General features: G+C 66.1%; 18 protein-coding genes. 13 read left to right on the forward strand and 5 right to left on the reverse strand.

The window, feature by feature from the left end; translation table 11 throughout:
• Positions 1-12 precede the first annotated feature (12 nt).
• Positions 13-249 (forward strand): Lrp/AsnC ligand binding domain-containing protein, encoded by a 237-nt coding sequence (locus VGV58_RS27925; protein ID WP_061964496.1) that lies wholly within the window; start codon positions 13-15, stop codon positions 247-249.
• Positions 250-252: 3 nt separating this feature from the next.
• On the opposite strand, the gene VGV58_RS27930 is transcribed toward VGV58_RS27925, so the two are convergent.
• A complete protein-coding gene (locus VGV58_RS27930) occupies positions 253-1,239 on the reverse strand; it encodes a LysR substrate-binding domain-containing protein (protein ID WP_326877331.1) in 987 nt (328 codons plus the stop codon).
• 172 nt (positions 1,240-1,411) lie between these two features.
• On the opposite strand from VGV58_RS27930, the gene VGV58_RS27935 reads away from it, so the two are divergent.
• From VGV58_RS27935 to VGV58_RS27955, 5 genes are all read left to right on the forward strand, one after another.
• Positions 1,412-3,013, forward strand: a complete 1,602-nt coding sequence (locus VGV58_RS27935) for an ABC transporter substrate-binding protein (protein ID WP_326877332.1) — start codon at positions 1,412-1,414, stop codon at positions 3,011-3,013.
• Between the two features lie 144 nt (positions 3,014-3,157).
• Positions 3,158-4,135 (forward strand): ABC transporter permease, encoded by a 978-nt coding sequence (locus VGV58_RS27940; protein WP_326877333.1) that lies wholly within the window; start codon positions 3,158-3,160, stop codon positions 4,133-4,135.
• Complete coding sequence (locus tag VGV58_RS27945; protein ID WP_326877334.1) at positions 4,132-5,061, forward strand: ABC transporter permease; 930 nt, start codon at positions 4,132-4,134, stop codon at positions 5,059-5,061. The genes VGV58_RS27940 and VGV58_RS27945 overlap by 4 nt, the downstream gene beginning before the upstream one ends.
• Positions 5,062-5,063: 2 nt before the next feature.
• On the forward strand, positions 5,064-6,047 hold the full coding sequence (locus VGV58_RS27950; RefSeq protein WP_326877335.1) for an ABC transporter ATP-binding protein: 984 nt from the start codon (positions 5,064-5,066) through the stop codon (positions 6,045-6,047).
• On the forward strand, positions 6,044-7,060 hold the full coding sequence (locus VGV58_RS27955) for an ABC transporter ATP-binding protein (RefSeq protein ID WP_326877336.1): 1,017 nt from the start codon (positions 6,044-6,046) through the stop codon (positions 7,058-7,060). The genes VGV58_RS27950 and VGV58_RS27955 overlap by 4 nt, the downstream gene beginning before the upstream one ends.
• A 20-nt stretch (positions 7,061-7,080) precedes the next feature.
• On the opposite strand, the gene VGV58_RS27960 is transcribed toward VGV58_RS27955, so the two are convergent.
• The 3 genes from VGV58_RS27960 to VGV58_RS27970 are packed head-to-tail and all read right to left on the reverse strand — an operon-like array spanning position 7,081 to position 9,751.
• Complete coding sequence (locus VGV58_RS27960; RefSeq protein WP_326877337.1) at positions 7,081-7,467, reverse strand: LCCL domain-containing protein; 387 nt, start codon at positions 7,465-7,467, stop codon at positions 7,081-7,083.
• Positions 7,464-8,723, reverse strand: coding sequence for a vWA domain-containing protein (locus tag VGV58_RS27965; RefSeq protein WP_326877338.1), 1,260 nt, complete (start codon positions 8,721-8,723; stop codon positions 7,464-7,466). The genes VGV58_RS27960 and VGV58_RS27965 overlap by 4 nt, the downstream gene beginning before the upstream one ends.
• Positions 8,720-9,751, reverse strand: a complete 1,032-nt coding sequence (locus VGV58_RS27970) for an AAA family ATPase (protein ID WP_326877339.1) — start codon at positions 9,749-9,751, stop codon at positions 8,720-8,722. The genes VGV58_RS27965 and VGV58_RS27970 overlap by 4 nt, the downstream gene beginning before the upstream one ends.
• 292 nt (positions 9,752-10,043) lie before the next feature.
• On the opposite strand from VGV58_RS27970, the gene VGV58_RS27975 reads away from it, so the two are divergent.
• From VGV58_RS27975 to VGV58_RS27995, 5 genes are all read left to right on the forward strand, one after another.
• On the forward strand, positions 10,044-12,338 hold the full coding sequence (locus VGV58_RS27975; protein WP_326877340.1) for an NADP-dependent malic enzyme: 2,295 nt from the start codon (positions 10,044-10,046) through the stop codon (positions 12,336-12,338).
• A gap of 173 nt (positions 12,339-12,511) precedes the next feature.
• Entirely contained in the window at positions 12,512-14,143 is a 1,632-nt protein-coding gene (locus tag VGV58_RS27980) for a peptide ABC transporter substrate-binding protein (protein ID WP_326877341.1), read from the forward strand.
• A 48-nt stretch (positions 14,144-14,191) separates the two neighbouring features.
• Positions 14,192-15,112 (forward strand): ABC transporter permease subunit, encoded by a 921-nt coding sequence (locus tag VGV58_RS27985; RefSeq protein WP_326877342.1) that lies wholly within the window; start codon positions 14,192-14,194, stop codon positions 15,110-15,112.
• 3 nt (positions 15,113-15,115) lie between these two features.
• Complete coding sequence (locus tag VGV58_RS27990; RefSeq protein ID WP_326877343.1) at positions 15,116-16,237, forward strand: ABC transporter permease subunit; 1,122 nt, start codon at positions 15,116-15,118, stop codon at positions 16,235-16,237.
• A gap of 1 nt (position 16,238) precedes the next feature.
• Positions 16,239-17,834: an ABC transporter ATP-binding protein gene (locus VGV58_RS27995; protein ID WP_326877344.1), complete on the forward strand. Its 1,596-nt coding sequence runs from the start codon at positions 16,239-16,241 to the stop codon at positions 17,832-17,834.
• Positions 17,835-17,979: 145 nt separating this feature from the next.
• On the opposite strand, the gene VGV58_RS28000 is transcribed toward VGV58_RS27995, so the two are convergent.
• Positions 17,980-19,095, reverse strand: a complete 1,116-nt coding sequence (locus VGV58_RS28000) for a branched-chain amino acid ABC transporter substrate-binding protein (protein ID WP_326877345.1) — start codon at positions 19,093-19,095, stop codon at positions 17,980-17,982.
• Between the two features lie 81 nt (positions 19,096-19,176).
• Here VGV58_RS28000 and VGV58_RS28005 point away from each other — a divergent pair, with 81 nt between their 5' ends.
• Both VGV58_RS28005 and VGV58_RS28010 read left to right on the forward strand, forming a co-directional pair.
• Positions 19,177-19,824: a CGNR zinc finger domain-containing protein gene (locus VGV58_RS28005; protein ID WP_326877346.1), complete on the forward strand. Its 648-nt coding sequence runs from the start codon at positions 19,177-19,179 to the stop codon at positions 19,822-19,824.
• A gap of 103 nt (positions 19,825-19,927) precedes the next feature.
• A complete protein-coding gene (locus VGV58_RS28010; protein WP_326877347.1) occupies positions 19,928-20,785 on the forward strand; it encodes a D-amino-acid transaminase in 858 nt (285 codons plus the stop codon).
• Positions 20,786-20,801: the final 16 nt, after the last annotated feature.

Consider the following 20,801-nt stretch of genomic DNA (forward strand, 5'->3'; position numbering starts at 1 on the left):
CCGGAGCGCGCGATGCAGACCTTCTTCGTCGAGATCAAATGCAGGCTCGGCAAGACCTATGAGGTCGCCAGCGAACTCGCCGATCGCGAGATCGCCTCGGAGATCTATTCAACCGCCGGCAACTACGACATCCTCGCCAAGTTCCATGTCGCGGCCGATGTCGACATCGGCCATTTCGTCGCCCAGAAGGTCCAGTCGATCCCCGAGATCGCCGATACCCACACGATCATCACCTTCAAGGCGTTCTGAACGCTACCTGATCGGCATGGTCAGGCCGTCTTCCGGCTGCATCGCGATCAGCAGGTCGGCAAAGCGACGCGCCGCCGGCGCGACAGGCCCGGCGGACGGGAACAGCAGCATCGTGCGATAGGCGATGGCCGGCGCGAAGCGGCGGGCGACCAGCCCCCGCATGCCACCCAGCGTCAGCGGAAACGGATTCAGCAGGGCAAGGCCGACGCGTTGCCTGACCATCTCCGCGACGAAAGCCGCCGCCGTGCCCTCCCCGACCAGCCGCAAGGCCACTCCGGCATCGGCAAAGGCCTGCTCCACCTTGATGCGCTCGGGAAAGCGCCGTGCCAGGGCGATGATCGGCACGTCGGCGAGATCCTGCGGGGTCAGCACCTCGCGATCGGCGAGCGGATGTTCCTCCGGCATCAGGACATGGGCGACCGCCTCGCGGATGATCTTACCGTCAATACCGATATGCGAAGCCGACATGTCGACCAGCCCGAGATCGACAGCGCGGTCCGCAACCTGCGTGATCACGGTCGAGCTGGTGTCGATCTCGACATTCGCGACGACATCCGGTTCCAGCCGGCGGAACTCCGCCAGCACCGGCGGCAGGACGAATTGCGCCAGGGTCGGCGGGGTCGCGATACGCAACACGCTGGCCTGAACGGACTGTCCAGGCCAGCTGTTCAGCCTTTCCAGTGCAGCGAAGATCGGCTGTGCCTCGGCGTCGAGCGCAAAGGCGTCTGCAGTGGGCACGAGCCTGCCGCCTTCACGCGCGAACAGCGGACGGCCGACATGGGCTTCCAGCGCGGCGAGCGCCCGCGATACGGCAGGTTGCGAAATCCCGAGCATCTGGGCGGCCGCTACCGTCTTGCGGGTGGCGATCATCGCCTGCAGCACCTCGAGTTCGCGCAGGCTCGGGGGACGGCGCCCGCTGGTCGATGCTGGAAGGCGAGTGGCTCTTGCCGTGTTCACCATGGACCTGCCCACCCTATCCGCGCCCCGCATCCATCTATGCGCTTAGATTATATACTGACGTAAGCCATATAATTTACAGGTATAATAAATCGTTCTACAAACCCGTCCGGGCGAGAACAGGGGCAGACCGGCCAATCCGGCGACTCGCCACGCGCGGCTCAGTTGTGAAAGATGGCGCCTCAAAGCCATCGGGAGGTTCAGAATGAAAACGCTCAGCGCCAAGGGGCTGAAAGCTCTCAAGCTCGCCATTCTGGCGGCTCCGGTCATGACCATCGCCGGCATCGCATCGGCCCAGGAGCTCAAGATCGGCCTGTCGGCCGAGCTCAGCTCGCTCGACCCGCATTATCACAACCTCACCCCCAACAACCTGATGGCGCGCCACATCTACGAGCCGCTGGTCGGGCAGGATGAGAAGCAGCAGCTGAAGCCGGGGCTCGCCGAGAGCTGGAAGGCGATCGACGACACCACCTGGGAATTCAAGCTGCGCAAGAACGTCAAGTTCCATGACGGCTCGCCGTTCACCGCGGACGACGTGCTCGCCACCATGCAGCGCGCCCCGAACGTGCCGAAGAGCCCGTCGAGCTTCAACGCCTATGTCCGCGGCAAGGAGTTCAGCAAGGTCGACGACTACACGATCCGGATCAAGACGACCGAGCCGGCTCCGCTGGTTCCGACCGATCTGTCGACCTTCGGCGTCATCTCGGCCAAGTGCAAGGACACGACCACCGAGGACTTCAACCTCGGCAAATGCGCCGCCGGCGGCACCGGCCCGTACAAGCAGGCCGAATATGTCGCGGGCGACCGCGTCGTGCTGACCCCGAACGAGAACTACTGGGGCGGCAAGGAGCCCTGGTCGAAGGTCACCTTCCGGATGATCACCTCGGCGCCGACCCGCGTCGCGGCGCTGCTCGCCGGCGATCTCGACGTGATCGAGAACGTGCCGACCTCGGACGTCGCCCGCCTCAAGGGCGATGCCAAGCTCAACGTCTCGAGCACGGTCTCGAACCGGGTGATCTATTTCCACATGGATCACTTCCGCGAGGTCTCGCCCTTCATCAAGGGCAAGGACGGCTCGGAGATCAAGAACCCGCTGCGCAACCTCAAGGTCCGCCAGGCGCTGTCGATGGCGATCAACCGCCCGGGCATCGTCGAGCGCATCATGGAGAAGGAGGCGATCCCCGCCGGCCAGCTCCTGCCCGACGGTTTCTTCGGCACCTCCAAGAAACTGAAGCCGGTCGCCTTCGACCTCAACGGCGCCAAGAAGCTACTCGCCGAGGCCGGCTATCCCAACGGCTTCAAGATGAAGCTGCATGGACCGATCAACCGCTATCTCAACGACACCAAGATCATCGAGGCCGTCGCACAGATGTTCTCGCGCCTCGGCATCGAGACCGAGGTCGAGACGCTGCCGTCGGCGAACTTCTTCACCCGCGCCTCGCAGGGCGGCCAGGGCAATGTGCCGGAGTTCTCGTTCATCCTGGTCGGCTGGGGCGCCGGCACCGGTGAATCCTCGGATTCGCTGAAGGCGCTGCTCGCCACCTTCGATCCGAAGAAGGGCATGGGCGCGACCAATCGTGGCCGCTACTCCAATGCGGCCTTCGACGCCAAGCTGGACGAGGCCCTTCGCACGGTCGACGACGCCAAGCGCAACACCGCTTTGGCCGAGGCGATGGAGATCAGCATGAACGATGTCGGCCTGATCCCGACGCATTACCAGCTGAACACCTGGGCCTCGCGCAAGGGCGTCAAGGTGCAGGCCCGCACCGACGAGTACACGCTCGCGACCGGCATCCGTAAGGAATAACCGGCTTCCGTCGATCCGGTCCGGACCGGCTTGAAGCCTGGTCCGGACCGCGCGACACTCTTTCCTTGTTGAAATGCGAAGGCGCAATCCTGCCAGCGCGCTGGCGGGAGGGAGCCTCGTACCCGCTCCGGAAGGCACCGGACCATGCTGGCATTCGTCCTGCGCCGCCTGGCGCAAGCTTTCTTCGTCATCGCGGCGATGCTCGTGATCGTCTTCTTCGGCGTGAACGTCGTCGGCGATCCCATCTACATGCTGATCTCGCCGGAGATGGACCAGCAGCAGATCGCCGAGACGGCCCGGGCGCTCGGGCTCGACCGGCCGATCTGGGAACAGTTCCTGGTCTTCCTGAAGAATGCCGCCCAGGGCGACCTCGGCCGCTCCTTCGTCCATGGCGAATCCGCGATCAAGCTGATCCTCAGCCGCATGCCGGCAACGCTGGAGCTCGCCTTCGTCGCACTGGTGCTGGCAGTCGTGATCGGCCTGCCGCTCGGCCTCTATGCCGGCCTGAAGCCGGAGAGCCGACTGTCGCGCTTCATCATGGCGGTCTCGATCCTCGGCTTCTCGCTGCCGACCTTCTGGGTCGGGCTGATGCTGATCCTGACCTTCGCGGTCAGCCTCGGCTGGCTGCCGGCGACCGGACGCGGGCCGACCGTCTCGATCTTCGGCCTCGATACCTCGCTGCTATCGCTGAAGGGCTGGCAGCATGTCGCCCTGCCCGCCTTCAACCTGGCGCTGCTCAAGATCTCGCTGGTGATCCGCCTGGCGCGGGCCGGCGCACGCGAGGCCGCGCTGATGGACTACGTCAAGTTCGCGCGGGCCAAGGGCCTGTCGCAGAGCCGGATCATCGGCGTGCACATCCTCAAGAACATCATGATCCCGATCGTCACCGTGCTCGGTCTGGAGTTCGGCTCGCTCGTCGCCTTCTCGGTGGTGACCGAGACGATCTTCGCCTGGCCAGGCATGGGCCGCCTGCTGCTCGAGGCGATCACCCGGCTCGATCGGCCGGTGATCGTCGCCTATGTCATGGTCGTCGTCGTGCTGTTCGTCACCATCAACCTGCTGGTCGACCTGATCTATTCGGCGCTCGACCCACGCGTGCGCCTGACGGAGGCGACATCATGAGCGACGCCGCCCTGCCCTCCGCCGCGGCCCAGCCACCGGCCGCCCCCGCCAAGGAGGAGACGCCGTTCCGGCGCTTCGTCCGCTCCTTCGTCGAGGACCGGCTGGCACTGTTTGGCCTCGCGCTCTTCATTCTGATCGTCCTGCTCGCGATCGCTGCGCCGCTGATCGCGCCGCAGAACCCGTACGATCTAGCCAGCGTCGACGTAATGGATTCGCGCCAGCCGCCGGGCTCGGTCTCGGGCGAGGGCTTCACCATGTGGCTCGGCTCCGATGGCGTCGGCCGCGACCTGCTCTCGGGCATCCTCTACGGCCTGCGCATCTCGCTGATGGTCGGCGCCTTCTCCGGCATCCTGGCGGCGAGCATCGGCGCGGCGATCGGCCTGATCGCCGCCTATGCCGGCGGGCGGACCGAGAATGCGATCATGCGGCTCGTGGACCTGCAGCTCTCCCTGCCCTCGGTGCTGGTCGCGCTGATCCTGGTCGCGGGCCTCGGCAAGGGCGTCGACAAGATCATCATCGCTCTGGTGATGGTGCAATGGGCCTATTACGCCCGCACCGTGCGCGGCTCGGCGCTGGTCGAGCGGCGCAAGGAATATGTCGAGGCGGCGCAGTCGCTCGGCCTCTCCCACGCCCGCACCGTCTTCCGGCACATCCTGCCGAACTGCCTGGCACCGGTGATCGTCATCGTGACCGTGCAGACGGCGCATGCGATCTCGCTGGAGGCGACGCTGTCCTTCCTCGGCGTCGGCCTGCCGCAGACCGAGCCTTCGCTCGGCGTGCTGATCGCCAACGGCTTCCAGTACATGCTCTCGGGCAGCTACTGGATCTCGGTCTTCCCCGGCTTTGCGCTCTTGATGACGATCGTCTCGATCAACCTGGTCGGCGACCGCCTGCGCGACGTGCTCAACCCGCGGCTGGAGAAGTGAGCATGGCGCCCGTTCTCGAAGTCAGCGGCCTCAAGACCCATTTCTTCACCCGCGCCGGCACGGTGAAGTCGGTCGACGGCGTTTCCTTCAGGGTAGACCGCGGCGAGGTGCTCGGCCTCGTCGGCGAATCCGGCTCGGGCAAGTCGGTCACCGGCTTCTCGGTGATGGGCCTGATCGATCCGCCCGGGAAAATCGTCGAGGGCTCGATCAAGCTCAACGGCAAGGAGCTGGTCGGGCTCGACGAGGAGGGCTTCCGCAAGGTCCGTGGCCGCGAGGTCGCGATGATCTTCCAGGACCCGATGATGACGCTGAACCCGGTCCTGCGCGTCGATACGCAGATGATCGAGGCCGTCACCGCCCATGACAAGGTCTCGCACAAGGCGGCCCGCGAGCGCGCTCGCGACGCGCTCGCCAAGGTCGGCATCCCCTCGCCCGAGGAACGGCTCAACGCCTATCCGCACCAGTTCTCCGGCGGCATGCGCCAGCGCGTCGCGATCGCGATCGCCCTGCTGCACCGCCCGCCGCTGATCATCTGCGACGAGCCGACCACGGCTCTCGACGTCACCATCCAGAGCCAGATCCTGGCGGAGATGCAGAGCCTCTGCGCCGACACAGGCACGGCGCTGGTCTGGATCACCCATGACCTCGGCGTCGTCGCCGGCCTCGCCGACCGCATCGCGGTGATGTATGCCGGCCGCATCGTCGAGACCGGCGCGGTCGATCCCGTGCTCGACAGCCCGCTCCATCCCTATACCAACGGCCTGCTCGGCTCGCTGCCGGCCGAGGGCGAGCCCGGCGCACCCTTGCGCCAGATCCGGGGCTCGACGCCGTCGCTGGCACGCCTGCCGCAGGGTTGCGCCTTCGCAGCCCGCTGCGATTATGCGCAGGCCGACTGCCTCGCCAGCGCCCCTGACGTCACCCCGTTCCCGGGCGAGCGCGGCGTGCGCTGCCACCACCCGCTGAACCTCGCCGGAGTCGCGGCATGAGCACGCCGATCCTCACGCTCGAAGGCGTCTCGAAGCGCTTCACCAAGCCACTCGACGCCGCCTCGAAATTCGCCAACCTGCTCGGCGCCAATTACAGCGAGCAGACCGTCCACGCCGTCGACAGCGTCGACCTCTCGATCCGCCAGGGCGAAGTGGTCGGGCTCGTCGGCGAATCCGGTTGCGGCAAGTCGACGCTCGGGCGCGTCGTCGCCGGCGTCCACCATGCCAGCTCCGGCCGCGTCTCCTGGCGCGGGCGCTACACCGACGAGATGTCGGCGGAAGAGCGAAAGGCGGCGACACTCGCCATCCAGATGATCTTCCAGGACCCGATGTCCTCGCTCAACCCGCGCCTGCGCGTCACAGACATCGTCGGCGAGGCGCCGGTGGTGCATGGGCTGGTTCCGAAGGCACAGCAGGACGCCTATGTCGCCGAGATGCTCGACCGGGTCGGTCTCGACTCGACCTATCGGCGCCGCTATCCGCACCAGTTCTCCGGCGGCCAGCGTGCCCGCATCGGCATTGCACGGGCGCTGGCGGTCAAGCCGCAATTCCTCGTCTGCGACGAGAGCGTCGCCGCACTTGATGTATCGATTCAGGCCCAAGTCCTGAATCTTTTCATGAAGCTGCGCGACGAACTTAATCTGACTTATCTTTTCATTAGCCATGATCTCTCGGTGGTCCGCCACCTCTCCGACCGCGTCGTGATCATGTATCTCGGCCGCGTCGTCGAAGCCGCGCCCGCGAGCGAATTGTTCAAGGGCCCGCAGCATCCCTATGCGCAGGCGCTGCTCGCCAATGTCCCGACGATCAGCGCCCGCAAGAAGCGCTTCGCCCCGCTGAAGGGCGAGATCCCCTCGCCGCTGCACCCGCCGACCGGCTGCCATTTCCATCCGCGCTGCCCGCAAGCCGGGCCGCGCTGCAAGGCCGAGCGCCCGGCGCTGAAGGAGATCGCGGCGGGCCATGTCGCCGCCTGCCATCTGCACGATGGCGGCGTCGGTGCGCTGGCGGCCTGAGCTTCACCAGCGCCGTTGTCTCAGAGTGGCGAGAGCTGCCAGGCGTACTGGTAGCGGCCATACTGGGTGCTGGTGACGCCATTGCGCTCGGTGCCGGGGAACTCCTCCGGCGGCGCCACTACGGTCACCCTGAACACGGCCGTCTTGCCCGGCTTGAGCAGGCCCATATGGACGGCGGCCGCGCCGAGCGTCGAGTCGCCGCTGTAGATATCGGTGCCCCAGAGCTGGCCTTCCAGGACGCCCGTGATGCGGAAATAGTAGACGGCGCCGACCTTCTCGCAGAGTCCGTGCATGTTGGTCGGCGCATCCGAAGCGATCGAGTTCTGATCGAGCAACGTCTTGAGCTGCCGGGGCGACAGTTTTCCCTGCTTGTCGAAATAGGCGACGAGATCCTGAACCACCTTCATGATGCGCCTCCCGCTTGCATGACGACGACCCGTCCATAGGACGGCTGGAACGAGGCCGAGGGCTTCGGCAGCGCCCACAGCACCGCATAGGGCACAGCCTCGCTGGGATAGGTGATGTCACCATCGGTGATGACGATCGCTGCGCTGACGCGCGGGTCGTCCGCCAATGCGGCGAGGGCCGGCGTCAGGTCGCTGCCGCCATAACCGCTGATCTGGTAGTCGGCGAGCGCCGCTGGCGAGAGCACCGCGTCCGAGGTGACGACGGTGTCGCACTGGACGACGCGGATATCGTCGACCCCGGCCGCATCGCAGAAATCGGCGATGGCGCCGAGCGCCTTCGGAATGTCGTCGCTCATCGAGGCGCTGGTGTCGAGGATGACGTTCAGCATCCAGGAATGGCGCTTGCGTCCGGGCATCACGACGTCGCCATGGTCGTTGCCGCGGCGCGAGGCACGGTTGAAGGTGCGCTCGCCGGGCGCGGCACCGTCGAGCCAGGCCTGAAGCGCGACATGCCAGGGCGTGTGGAAGAAGCCGCGCTGCGCCCGCACGCTCTGCTGCTGGCCGCCTGGGCTGTCGCCCCGGCCGCGCAAGGCACCCATCGCCTTCGCCAGCACCATGCCCCGCGCCGCGAGATCGCGCATCGCCCGTGCCCGCTCGGCCTGGTCGGCGCTGTCCTCGGGGAAAAGCTCGCGTTCGCGCTGGGCGTCGAGCGCATCGCCCATCGCGCCGGCAGGCGCCTGACGCGCCGCACCGAGCACCTGCTCGACGGTCACGACCTGGCCTTCCCAGACTTGAGTCCGCGACGGCATGTAATTGCCGCTGCGGCGCATCTCCAGCACGATGTCCTCGGCCGAGCGCTCCCGTGCGCCTTGCATATCGAGCCCGCCGGCCGGGATTTTGGTGGTGCCGAGCGCATGCCGCAGCATGTCGTTGATGATGTAGTCGTGGGCGTAGTTGAACTCGAGCGCGGCACTGCCACGGGCCCGATCATGGGTCCGCAGCGCCAGATGCAGCAGCTCATGGGCGAGCACGAAGACGAGATCGTCGCCCGAGAGCCTGGCCGTGAAGGCCGCGTTGGCCAGGAGCCGGCCGGACGCAAAGACACCCATGGTCGGCACGCGCTCGTCGATCTCGACGCGCACAGCGGCGGCAAGCCCGGCCAGATGCGGGAACGGCACCGTCACCAGCCGCAGGCCCCGCATGATCCGCGCATGGGTGGCCCGGTCGGCAACCGAAAGATCGGGCGCCGTGCTCATGCCGCGACCTTGCGCAGGAGTTCGTACATCGCCCGGTCCGCGCCGAGCGCGCCCCAGATCTCGACCATGTCGTTGAGGATGAGAAGCTGGTGTTCGTGCGACAGGCTGCGCAGGAAGCGGTTGATCACCGCCGGCTTGATGCCCTCGGCGCGGCCGTCCCTGACGAATTGGCGGATGCAGTCGAGGATGAACCAGCGGGCCGAATCGCCCTTCGGCAGCAGCTCCGGCTTGCGCAAATACTCGTCGAGCGGGCGCACCGCCCCGATCGAATCCTCGGCGAGCGCGCAGAACACCACCGCGTCCTCCGGCGAGAGTCGGCCGAAGGCGAGCGCACGCCGCAATTCATTGCCGAGGAAGCCGGCTTTCTCGGCCATGTCGAGCGCCCGTGACAGCAGGGTCCAGGCGCGGGGCGTCGAGAACGGCACGGGCTCGGCCGGCACCGGCCGCATCAGCGCGTCGGGGATCGTCGCGATGAAGTTGCGGATCTCGGCACGGACCCCGGCACGCTGGGCCCAGGCGAGCCAATCGGCGGTATCGACGCGCAATTGCAGGATGTTGACACGGTTGACCAGTGCCGAACTCATCGCCCGCACCAAAGCGCGGTCCTGCAGGCGGTTGCCGGCAGCGACGACCCAGGTGCCTTTCGGCAGGGCATGCTCGCCCAGCCGCCGTTCCAGCAGCAGCGAATAGAACGCCTTCTGGACATCGGGCGAGCAGGCCGGCAATTCGTCGAGGAACAGGCAGAACGGCTCGGGCTTCTCCGGCAGCAGCACGCGCGGCGGGCAGAAGACCGAGCGCTCGCCGACGATGCGCGGAATGCCGCTCACATCCTCCGGGGCGATCTGGGTACCGAGCAGCGAGCGACAGGGCAGACCCGCCTCGCGCGCGGCCTCATAGACCAGCTCGGACTTGCCGAGGCCGGGCGGCGAGAGCAGCAGGAAGCTCTGCTCATGCGCCATGCATTGGATCAGCTGCTTGGCCTGTCGCAACGAGACGACTTCCTCGAAGGCGGAACGCGTCGCTTCCATCAACCCCTCCCAAGAGCGCCCTGCCGGGCTCACATCCGCGGGTACGGCAAGAGGTAGTCTGCAACAGCCGAGGCCTTTGAAATCATTATTTCTTTGTAATGTTTAGTTTTGTTTCACGGTTGTTTCACGGGTCGTCCACCTCCACGTTTTCGGCGGCCCGGCCGCATTTGCCGGCGAAGCGCGGCCCTGTTTTCACGGCGGCACAAGTCTTTCGCCGCCCGCTCCGGCTTGACGCCCACCCGTTTCCGCGCGACCTCCTCAACTCACAACGGTAGCGCAGAGGAAGCGTGGGATGGCTAAGAGCACCTTGTCGGCGGACCTTCGTTCGGGCGCGCTCGTCTACCACCGCCTTCCCAAGCCCGGTAAGCTCGAGATCCAGGCGACAAAGCCGCTCGGCAACCAGCGCGACCTCGCGCTCGCCTATTCGCCTGGCGTCGCCGCCGCCTGCGAGGCGATCGTCGAGGATCCCGGTCAGGCCGCCGAACTCACCTCGCGCCAGAACCTCGTGGCGGTCATCACCAACGGCACCGCCGTGCTCGGCCTCGGCGACATCGGCCCGCTCGCCTCCAAGCCGGTGATGGAGGGCAAGGCCGTCCTCTTCAAGAAATTCGCCGGGATCGACTGCTTCGACATCGAGGTCGAGCAGAAGAACATCGAGAAGTTCGTCGATGTCGTCGCCGCGCTGGAGCCGACCTTCGGCGGCATCAATCTCGAGGACATCAAGGGCCCCGAATGCTTCGAGATCGAGGAGCAGCTCAAGGCCCGGATGAACATCCCGGTCTTCCATGACGACCAGCACGGCACCGCGATCATCGTCAGCGCCGCCGTCCTGAACGGGCTCGACCTCGCGGGCAAGAAGATCGGCGACGTCAAGATCGTCGTCTCCGGCGCCGGCGCGGCTGCGCTGGCCTGCCTCAATCTCCTCGTCTCGCTTGGCGCCCGTACCCAGAACATCTGGGTCACCGACCTCGACGGCGTGGTCTACAAGGGCCGCAACACGCTGATGGACCGCTGGAAGGAGGTCTATGCCCAGGAAACCGACGCCCGCACGCTCGCCGAGGTCATCCCCGGCGCCGACATCTTCCTCGGCCTGTCCGCCGCCGGCGTTCTGAAGCCGGAGATGGCCAAGGAGATGGCGCCCAAGCCCCTGATCCTGGCGCTCGCCAACCCCAATCCCGAGATCACGCCGGAGGATGCCCTCGCGGTGCGCCCCGACGCGATGATCTGCACCGGACGCTCGGACTATCCGAACCAAGTCAACAACGTCCTCTGCTTCCCCTACATCTTCCGCGGCGCGCTCGACGTGCAGGCGACGACAATCAACGAGCCCATGAAGCTCGCCGCGGTCCGCGCGATCGCCGCGCTGGCGCGCGAGGCGACGTCCGACATCGCGGCGCGTGCCTATGGCGGCGAAGCCTCGACCTTCGGCGCAACCTCGCTGATTCCGAACCCGTTCGATCCGCGCCTGATCCTGCGCATCGCGCCGGCAGTGGCCGAGGCGGCGATGGCGACCGGCGTCGCCAAGAAGCCGCTGATCGACCTGGAAGCCTATCGCGAGGACCTGTCGCGCTTCGTCTTCCGCTCCGGCTTCCTGATGAAGCCGCTCTTCGCCAAGGCCAAGGCTGACCCCAAGCGCGTGATCTATGCCGAGGGGGAGGACGAGCGCGTGCTGCGCGCCGCCCAGATCGCGATCGAGGAAGGCATGGCGATCCCGATCCTGATCGGCCGCCCCTCGGTGATCGAGACCCGCGTCAAGCGCTTCGGCCTCACGATCCGGCCTGGCATCGATTGCGAGCTGATCAATCCCGAGGACGATCCGCGCTATCGCGACTACGTCCAGACCTATCTCGACATCGCCGGCCGGCGCGGCATCACGCCCGAGGCGGCCCGTTCGCTGGTGCGCACCAACAACACGGTGATCGCCGCGCTCGCCGTGGTGCGCGGCGAGGCGGATGCGATGATCACCGGCCTGGAAGGGCGCTTCCTCTCGCGGCTGCGCCATATCCGCGACATCATCGGGCTGGAGCCCGGCGTCTGCGACATCGCGGCGATGACGCTGATCATCACCAGCAAGGGCGCCTTCTTCCTCGCCGACACCCATGTGAAGCACGACCCGACGGCCGAAGAGATCGCCGACATGACGATCCTCGCCGCGGGCCATGTCGAGCGCTTCGGCATCGCCCCGAAGATCGCCCTGCTCTCGCATTCGGATTTCGGCGCGGCCGACACGCCGTCCTCGATCAAGATGCGCAAGGCGGTCAAGCTGATCCAGGAGCGTGCGCCTGAACTGGAATGCGATGGCGAGATGGAGGCCGACACCGCCCTCGTCGCTGCAATCCGCGACCGGGTATTGCCCTCCTCGAAGCTGAAGGGCGTCGCCAACGTCCTGATCTTCCCCAATCTCGACGCGGCCAACATCGCCTACCAGTTCGCCAAGGTGCTGGCCGACGCGCTCCCGGTCGGCCCGATCCTGATCGGCGCCGCCAAGCCGGTGCATATCCTCACCGGCTCGGTGACGGCACGCGGCGTCGTCAACATGACCGCGGTCGCGGTCGCGGAGGCGCAGGGGCGCGCAGCCGCCGGCTGACCTTGCGAGAAGCCTTGCTGAAGTCGTTTCTGAGCCAGCTTTCGAAAGCAGGCCAGTGACTTAAGCTGAGCAGTTGATACCGGCTTTTCACTCTTGGCGGGCGGCGCGCGATAGGCTCATACTTCGTTTCAGGAGCGGGAAAGGGGCCCGTGCGAAACGTTCGGAGAGCTCTCATGCGTGAGATCCACCGTCAGTCCGGTATTCGGCGCGCCATCCGGCCGCTCGCGCTGGCGAGCGGCCTTTTTCTTGCGCTCGCAGGCTTTGCCGGCGCCGCCATGGCGCAGGTCGTGTTCCATCGCGGCAATGACGGCGACCCCGAGACGCTCGATTCGCACAAGACATCGACGGTCAGCGAGGCCCATCTGCTGCGCGATCTCTCCGAAGGCCTGGTGATCCACCACATCAACGGCGAGGTCGTGCCCGGCGTCGCCGAGAGCTGGACGATGGCTCCCGATGGCAAGAGCTACACCTTCAAGCTGCGCGCCAACGCCAAATGGTCGAATGGCGACCCGGTCACGGCGAATGATTTCGTCTTCTCGTTCCAGCGCATGGTCAATCCGGAGACCGGGGCGAAATACGCCAACATCCTCTACCCGATCCTCAACGCCGAGAAGATCAACAAGGCAGGCGAAGGCGCCAAGCTCGAAGACCTCGGCGTCAAGGCTATCGACGAACATACGCTCGAGATCTCGCTGGAACGGCCGACGCCCTATTTCCTGGAACTGCTGACCCACCAGACCGGATTGCCGGTCCATCCGGCGTCCCTCCAGAAGTTCGGCAAGGACTTCGTCAAGCCGGAGAACTGGGTCTCGAACGGCGCCTACACGCTGAAGGAATTCGTGCCGAACTCGCATATCCGGCTGGAGAAGAACAAGAACTTCCACGACGCCGCGAACGTGAAGATCGACACGGTCATCTACTATCCGACGCCCGACTTCTCCGCCGCCGCCCGCCGCTTCCAGGCCGGCGAATTGCAGATGACATCGGACATCCCGGCCGACCAGGTCCAGCAATTGCGCGAGAAGCTCGGCAAGGAGCAGGTCCGGATCTCGCCCTATCTCGGCACCTATTTCCTGATCATCAACACGGCCAAGAAGCCGTTCGACGACATCCGGGTACGCCGCGCGCTGTCGATGGTGATCGATCGCGAATTCATCGCCGAGGAGATCTGGGGCGGCACCATGCTGCCGGCCTATGGCGTGATCCCGCCGAATATCGGCAACTACGGCGAACGGGCCGAAGCCGACTTCAAGGGCGCCTCCCCGCTCGATCGCGAGGACGAGGCCAAGAAGCTGCTCGCCGCCGCGGGCTTCGGGCCGGGCGTGCCGCTCAGGGTCCAGCTGCGCTACAACACCACCGACAACAACCGCCGTACCGTGATCGCCATCGCCGAGCAGTGGAAGGCAATCGGCGTCGAGACCAGCTTCATCAATACCGACGGCAAGACCCATTTCGCCCTGCTGCGCGACGGCGGCGATTTCGACATCGCCCGCTATGGCTGGATCGGCGATTATTCCGACCCGCAGAACTTCCTGTTCCTGTTCCAGAGCGACAATACCGGCTTCAACTCCGGCAAGTACAACAACCCGAAATTCGATGCGCTGATGAAACAGGGCGCCGAAGAGGTCGACATCGCCAAGCGCGCCGCGATCCTGCGCGAGGCGGACGCGATCCTCGCCGCCGAAGTGCCCTGGATCCCGGTGCTCTACTATTCCTCGAAGAACCTGGTCTCGCCGAAAGTGCAGGGCTTCCAGCAGAACCTGCGCGGCGCGCTGCCAACGCGGTTCATGAGCCTGAAGCCATAGCAATCAGAGGCTCCTGGCCCGTTCGGCCAGGAGCCTGAGACCAGCTCTATGCTCACCTACATCCTGCGCCGTCTCACCGCCGCGATCCCGACCCTGTTCGTGATCGTGACGATCTCGTTCTTCCTGATGCGGGTCGCGCCCGGCGGGCCGTTCGATCTCGAACAGCCGCTGGAAGCCAAGGTGATGGAGAACCTGCGGCGCATCTACAAGCTCGACCAGCCGCTGTTCCAGCAATACCTGACCTATCTCGCCGCCCTGCTGCGCGGCGATTTCGGTCCCTCCTTCTATTTCCGCGACTTCTCGATCGGCGAATTGTTTGCGCAGGGCCTGCCGGTCTCGATGCGGCTCGGTGCGTCGGCATTGCTGCTGGCGCTCGCGATCGGCGGGCCGCTCGGCGCACTCGCCGCCTTCCGCCAGAACGGCACCGCCGACCATGCGGTGATCGGCTTCGCCACCGCGGGGATCACCATCCCGAACTTCGTCGTTGCGCCGGTGCTGCAGATCGTCTTCGGACTCACGCTCGCCTGGCTGCCGGTCGGCGGCTGGAATGGCGGCGCCTTCCGCAACAGCGTACTGCCGATCGTGACGCTCGCTCTCCCCCAGATCGCCGTCATCGCTAGGATGACGCGCGCGGCGATGATCGAGACCCTGCGCGCCAACCATATCCGCACGCTCAGGGCTCAGGGCCTTTCGACCACGACCATCGCGCTGCATGCGGCGCGCGGCGCGGCGCTGCCGGTCGTCTCCTATCTCGGGCCGGCGGCAGCGAGCCTGCTCACCGGCTCGGTCGTGGTCGAGACGATCTTCGGCATCCCCGGGATCGGGCGCTATTTCGTCGAGGGCGCGCTCAATCGCGACTACACGCTGGTGATGGGCACGGTCGTCGTGGTCGCGATCTTCGTGCTGCTCTTCAACCTACTGGTCGACGTGCTCTATGCGTTGCTCGACCCACGCGTCAGGCTGGAGTGAGCGATGAGCGATACCTCCGCCTGCCCCACTCCGCCCATCGGCCGCTCGCTCTGGCAGGACGCCCGCATCCGCCTGCTGCGCAACCGGGCCGCCGTGGCGAGCCTGATCGTGCTGGTGCTGATGACGCTCGCCTGTCTCATCGGGCCATTGCTGACCGGCCATCCTTACGACCGGGTCTATCAGGACTATGTCCGCGTCCCCGCCAGCCTCTCCTCCTATCCGAAGGCCGAGGCCCTGCCCGCCGCCGTGCAGCGCATCGCCGCACGGGTCAGGGCGACGCCAAGCGAGATCGTGGCGCAGGGGGATCGCATCAGGCTGGTGCTGACCGCGCCGCGGCCGATCGACCAGCGCCTGCTGGTCTATTTCGACCGCTCCGACCAGTTCGGCACGCCGGTCATCACAGCCAATGAGCAGGAAGGACGCCGGCTCAGCCTGGAGGTCCCGATCAAGCGCCAGTACTTCCTGTTCGGCACCGATTCCAACGGCCGCGACCTGCTCACCCGCACATTGATCGCCGGCCGGGTCTCGCTCGCCATTGGCCTGCTCGCCACCGGTGTCGCGCTGGTGATCGGCGTCGCCTATGGCGCGACCGCCGGCTATCTCGGCGGGCGCATCGACATGGTGATGATGCGCATCGTCGACGTGCTCTACTCCCTGCCCTTCATCTTCTTCGTCATCCTGCTCGTCGTCTTCTTCGGCCGGAACTTCATCCTGATGTTCCTCGCCGTCGGGGCGATCGAATGGCTCGACATGGCCCGCATCGTCCGCGGCCAGGCACTCTCGATCAGGCGGCAGGACTATGTGCTGGCGGCCGAGGCGCTGGGCGTCTCGACCGGCGGCATCCTCAGGCGCCATGTCATCCCCAACACGCTCGGGCCGGTCGTCGTCTATGTCACCCTGCTGGTGCCGAAGGTGATCCTGCTCGAAAGCTTTCTCTCCTTCCTCGGCCTTGGCGTGCAGGAGCCGATGACGAGCTGGGGCGTGCTGATCTCGGACGGGGCTCACGCCATCCAGGCGACGCCTTGGATGCTGATCTTCCCCGCCGCCTTCCTGGTGACGACGCTGTTCTCGCTCAACTTCCTCGGCGACGGCCTGCGCGACGCGCTCGACCCCAGGGATCGCTGAGATGGGAAACGAACCCATCCTCGCTATCCGCAACCTCAAGGTCCGCTTCCGCACTAATGACGGCCTGTGCGAGGCGGTGCGCGGCATTAATCTCGATGTCGGTCCTGGCGAGTTCGTCGCCGTCGTCGGCGAATCCGGCTCCGGCAAGAGCCAGAGCGTAATGGCGGCGATGGGCCTCCTCGCCAGCAATGGCGAGGTCACCGGCGCGATCCGCTATCGCGAGGTCGATCTCCTCAAGCTGCCGCCGACAGTGCTGAACAGCTATCGCGGCAAGAAGCTCGCAATGATCTTCCAGGAGCCGATGACCTCGCTCGATCCGCTCTTCCGGATCGGCACGCAGATGGCGGCGCCCCTGCGCAAGCATCAGGGCCTGTCGCGCAAAGCGGCGCGGGCGCGGGCGCTGGAGCTGTTGAAGCTGGTGCGCATTCCGCACCCGGAGCGCCGTCTCGATTCCTACCCGCACGAACTCTCCGGCGGGCAGCGTCAGCGCGTGATGATCGCGATGGCGCTCGCCAACGACCCCGACATCCTGATCGCCGACGAGCCGACGACGGCGCTCGACGTCACCATCGAGGCCGAAATCCTGGCGCTGATCGCCGAGCTCCGGCAGCGGCTCGGCATGGCCGTAATCCTGATCAGCCACGACCTCGGCCTCGTCCGCAAATATGCCGAGCGCGTCTATGTGATGAAGGCTGGCGAAGTCGTCGAGAGCGGCCCGGCGCAAGCGATCTTCGCGGCACCGCAGCACTCCTACACCAGGGCTTTGCTCGCAGCCGAGCCTCACGGTCACAAGGAGCCGCCACCTGCCGATGCGCCCGTCCTGCTCGAAGCCCGCGACCTGCGCGTCTCCTTCGACCTGTCACGCGGCTTCCTCAAGCGCGAGAAAGTGACACTGCACGCCGTCGACGGCATCGATTTGACCGTGCGGCGCGGCCAGACGATCGGCATCGTCGGTGAATCCGGTTCGGGAAAGTCGACACTCGGGCGTGCTCTGCTCAAGCTCCTGCCCTCCTCCGGGATCGTCCGCTTCGAGGACCGGGCGCTGGCGCCGCTCGACCGCGCCGCGATGCGCCCCTTGCGCCGCAGCCTGCAGGTCGTATTTCAGGATCCGTTCGGCTCGCTCTCGCCGCGTCTCACCGTCGGTGAGATCATCACCGAGGGGCTGCTGGTGCATGAGCCAGCTTTGTCACGCACCGAGCGCGAGCGGCGGGCGGCGGCGGCGCTAACCGAGGTCTGCCTCGATCCGGCGCTGCGCAACCGCTATCCGCACGAATTCTCCGGCGGCCAGCGCCAGCGCATCGCCATCGCACGCGCCATGATCCTGCATCCTGCGCTCGTCGTGCTGGACGAGCCGACCTCGGCGCTCGACCGCACCGTGCAGCAGAGCATCGTCGCCCTGCTCAAGGATCTGCAGGCGGCGCACGATCTCTCCTATCTCTTCATCAGCCATGACCTCGCCGTCGTGCGCGCCATGGCCGACGAGATCATGGTGATGAAGGACGGCCGAGTGGTCGAGCGCGGGCCGACCGAAGCGATCTTCGAGGCACCGCAGCAGCACTATACCCAGCGCCTGATCGCGGCGGCGCTGAAGTGCTGAGACGAAAAACGCCGCCTCGCTGTTGCGATGCGGCGCCCTATCGGTGTCCGGCCAGGGGAGGCCACCGACACCGGCTAGAGTATTGTTATTATCGCATTTTCTTTACGCGAATCGGTATCCACTTCGCTCGAAAATGCTCTGACCATCAGTTCTCGACATAACTGATCTTGCCGTCCGCACCCTTCTTCCAGGTGTAGACGGTGTAGTCGAGATTGGTGCGGTCGCCCTTCTTGTCATAGGACATGTCGCCGAGCACGGTCTTGAAGGTCATGCCCGAATGCATTGCGGCGGCGATCTTCTTCGGATCGAGCGATTTCGCCTGCTCGGCCGCCTGCTTCATGATCTGAACCGCGGCGTAGGAGTAGAGCGTGTAGGCCTCGGGATTGATGCCCTTGGCCTCGAAGCGCTTGACCACCTCGGCCGCAGCAGGACGCCGGCGCGGATCGGGCGGGAAGGTCATCAGCGTGCCCTCAGTGCCCGGGCCGCCGATGACGGCATATTCGTCGGAGGTGATGCCGTCTGCGCCCATCACCACCGTCGTCAGACCCTGGTCACGCATCTGCCGGACGATCAGGCCGAGCTCAGTGTGCAGCCCGCCCCAATAGAGCAGGTCGGCCTTGGCGGCCTTGACCTTCGAGACCAGCGCCGAGAAATCCTTCTCGCCGGTGTTGACGCCCTCATAGAGCGCTTCCTTGATGCCGGCGGCATGCAGGCCCTTGCGTGTCTCGTCGGCAAGGCCTTGGCCATAAGTCGTCTTGTCATGGACGACGACGATGACCTTGCCCTTGAAGGTCTTCGCGATATGGCCGGAGGCGACGACGCCCTGCTGGTCGTCGCGACCGCAGGTGCGGAACACGTTCCAGAGGCCGCGCTCGGTGATCTTCGGATTGGTCGCCGACGGGCTGATCATCAGCATGCCGTTCTCGGCATAGACCTCCGACGCCGGCATGGTGACGCCGGAGTTGAAGTGGCCGACGACGAGCTTGACGCCGTCGCCGACGAATTTGTTGGCGACCGAGACGCCCTGCTTGGGATCGCCGACGTCGTCTCCGCTCGAGAGCACGATCGTCTGGCCGAGAATGCCGCCAGCGGCATTGATGTCGGCCACTGCCTGCTCGACCCCGTTCTTCAATTGTGCACCGAAGGCGGCGCTCGCGCCGGTCATCGGCCCGACGACGCCGAGCTTCACCTGCGCCTGGGCTGCGCCTTGCGACATCGCGAGCGCGCCTGCAGCAAGCATCGCAATCAGATTGGTTCTCATCTCCGCTCTCCTCCACGGTTCAAACCGTGGCCGGACGCTACGTCGCTTGCATTAACCTGTAAATCTGAGATAGCTGGTTACATGACAGTCGATCGTACAGGCGGTCCCAGCCGCGCCGGCTCCTTGCCGCTCGTCGCCAGCGAGCTCGCCTTCGACTTCACCAACACCACGTCGGATCGCGGCGGGCCGAACGAGCTCGAGCATCTGCGCGAAGGGCGCGATGTCGTGATCTGGGCCCGGCATGCCAAGGTGATCAGCGACGGCGACCGCGATGCGGGCTTGGCTGCGGTCGAGGCGGATGCCGCGCTGGCGGGGCACCTGCTCGCCGAGGCACTGGATCTGCGCGACACGATCTACCGAATCGGCGCCGCGCTCAGCCGCCGCCAGCCTCCGGCGGAAGAGGACCGGACGCAGCTCGCGGCCATCCACGCCCATTGCCTCTCCTGCGCCAAGCTTGCGCCCTTCGGCGACGGCTTCGTCTGGCGCTGGGATGCCTGCCAGACGCTCAGCGAGGCGATCCGCGGGCCGATCGCGCTGTCGGCGCTCACCGTGCTGACCCAGCAGAACCTCGCCCGCATCAAGCAATGCGAAGGCGACCACTGCGGCTGGCTGTTCTTCGACACCACCAAGAACCGGCTGCGGCGCTGGTGCGAGATGGCAGTCTGCGGCAATCGCGCCAAGGTCCGCGCTTTCCGCCAGCGCCATTTCGAGGCGAAGACGGTCACCTAGCGTCGCCCTGCATCCGACGCCGGTCGGCAAGCCGGCATGATATCTCGCCTCATGCGCCCGGCTCGGCTAGGAAGGTTCGTCCTTCCTGCATGAGACCTTCCCCATGAGCCGCACCGTCTACGTCAATGGCGCCTACCTCCCAGAGGAAGAGGCGACGATCTCGATCTTCGACCGCGGCTTTATCTTCGGCGATGGCATCTACGAGGTCTCGGCCGTGCTCGGCGGCAAGCTGGTCGATTGCGAGGCGCATCTGGCGCGGCTCGAACGTTCGGCTGGCGAAATCGGGCTCGAGCTGCCCTGCTCGCGCGCCGAGCTCGTCGCGATCCATCACGAGCTGATCGCCCGTAATGCGCTCGATGAAGGCAGCATCTACCTGCAGGTCTCGCGCGGCGCCGCCGATCGCGACTTCCCCTTCCCCAAGGGTGTGAAGGCGTCCCTCGTCCTGTTCACGCAGGCACGTCAGTTCGCCAACACGCCGTTGGCCAAGACCGGCATCAAGGTCGTCAGCACGCCGGACCTGCGCTGGGCCCGCCGTGACATCAAGAGCGTCAACCTGCTCGCGCCGGTGCTGGCCAAGCAGTTCGCCGCCGAGAACGGCGCGCAGGAGGCCTGGATGATCGAGGACGGCGTCGTCACCGAAGGCGCCTCGTCGACCGCCTGGATCGTCAAGGGCAAGACGCTGATCTCGCGCCCGCTCTCGCACAAGGTGCTGCCCGGCATCACCCGCACGGCCGTGCTCGCCTTCCTGGCCGAGAGCGGCTTCACCTTTGAGGAGCGCGAGTTCACGCTCGACGAGGCCCTCGACGCCGAAGAAGCCTTCATCACCTCGGCGACTAGCCTGGTGATGCCGGTGACGACGATCGACGGCCACAGCATCCACAATGGCGCGCCGGGCCCGGCGACGATCCGCCTGCGCGAGATCTATCTCGACCACGCCCGCAAAGGCGGCGTGCTGGGTTGATCACCCCTCACCGGTC

The sequence above is a fragment of the Allobosea sp. genome (assembly GCF_035944895.1).
In the GTDB taxonomy this organism is placed as follows: domain Bacteria; phylum Pseudomonadota; class Alphaproteobacteria; order Rhizobiales; family Beijerinckiaceae; genus Allobosea.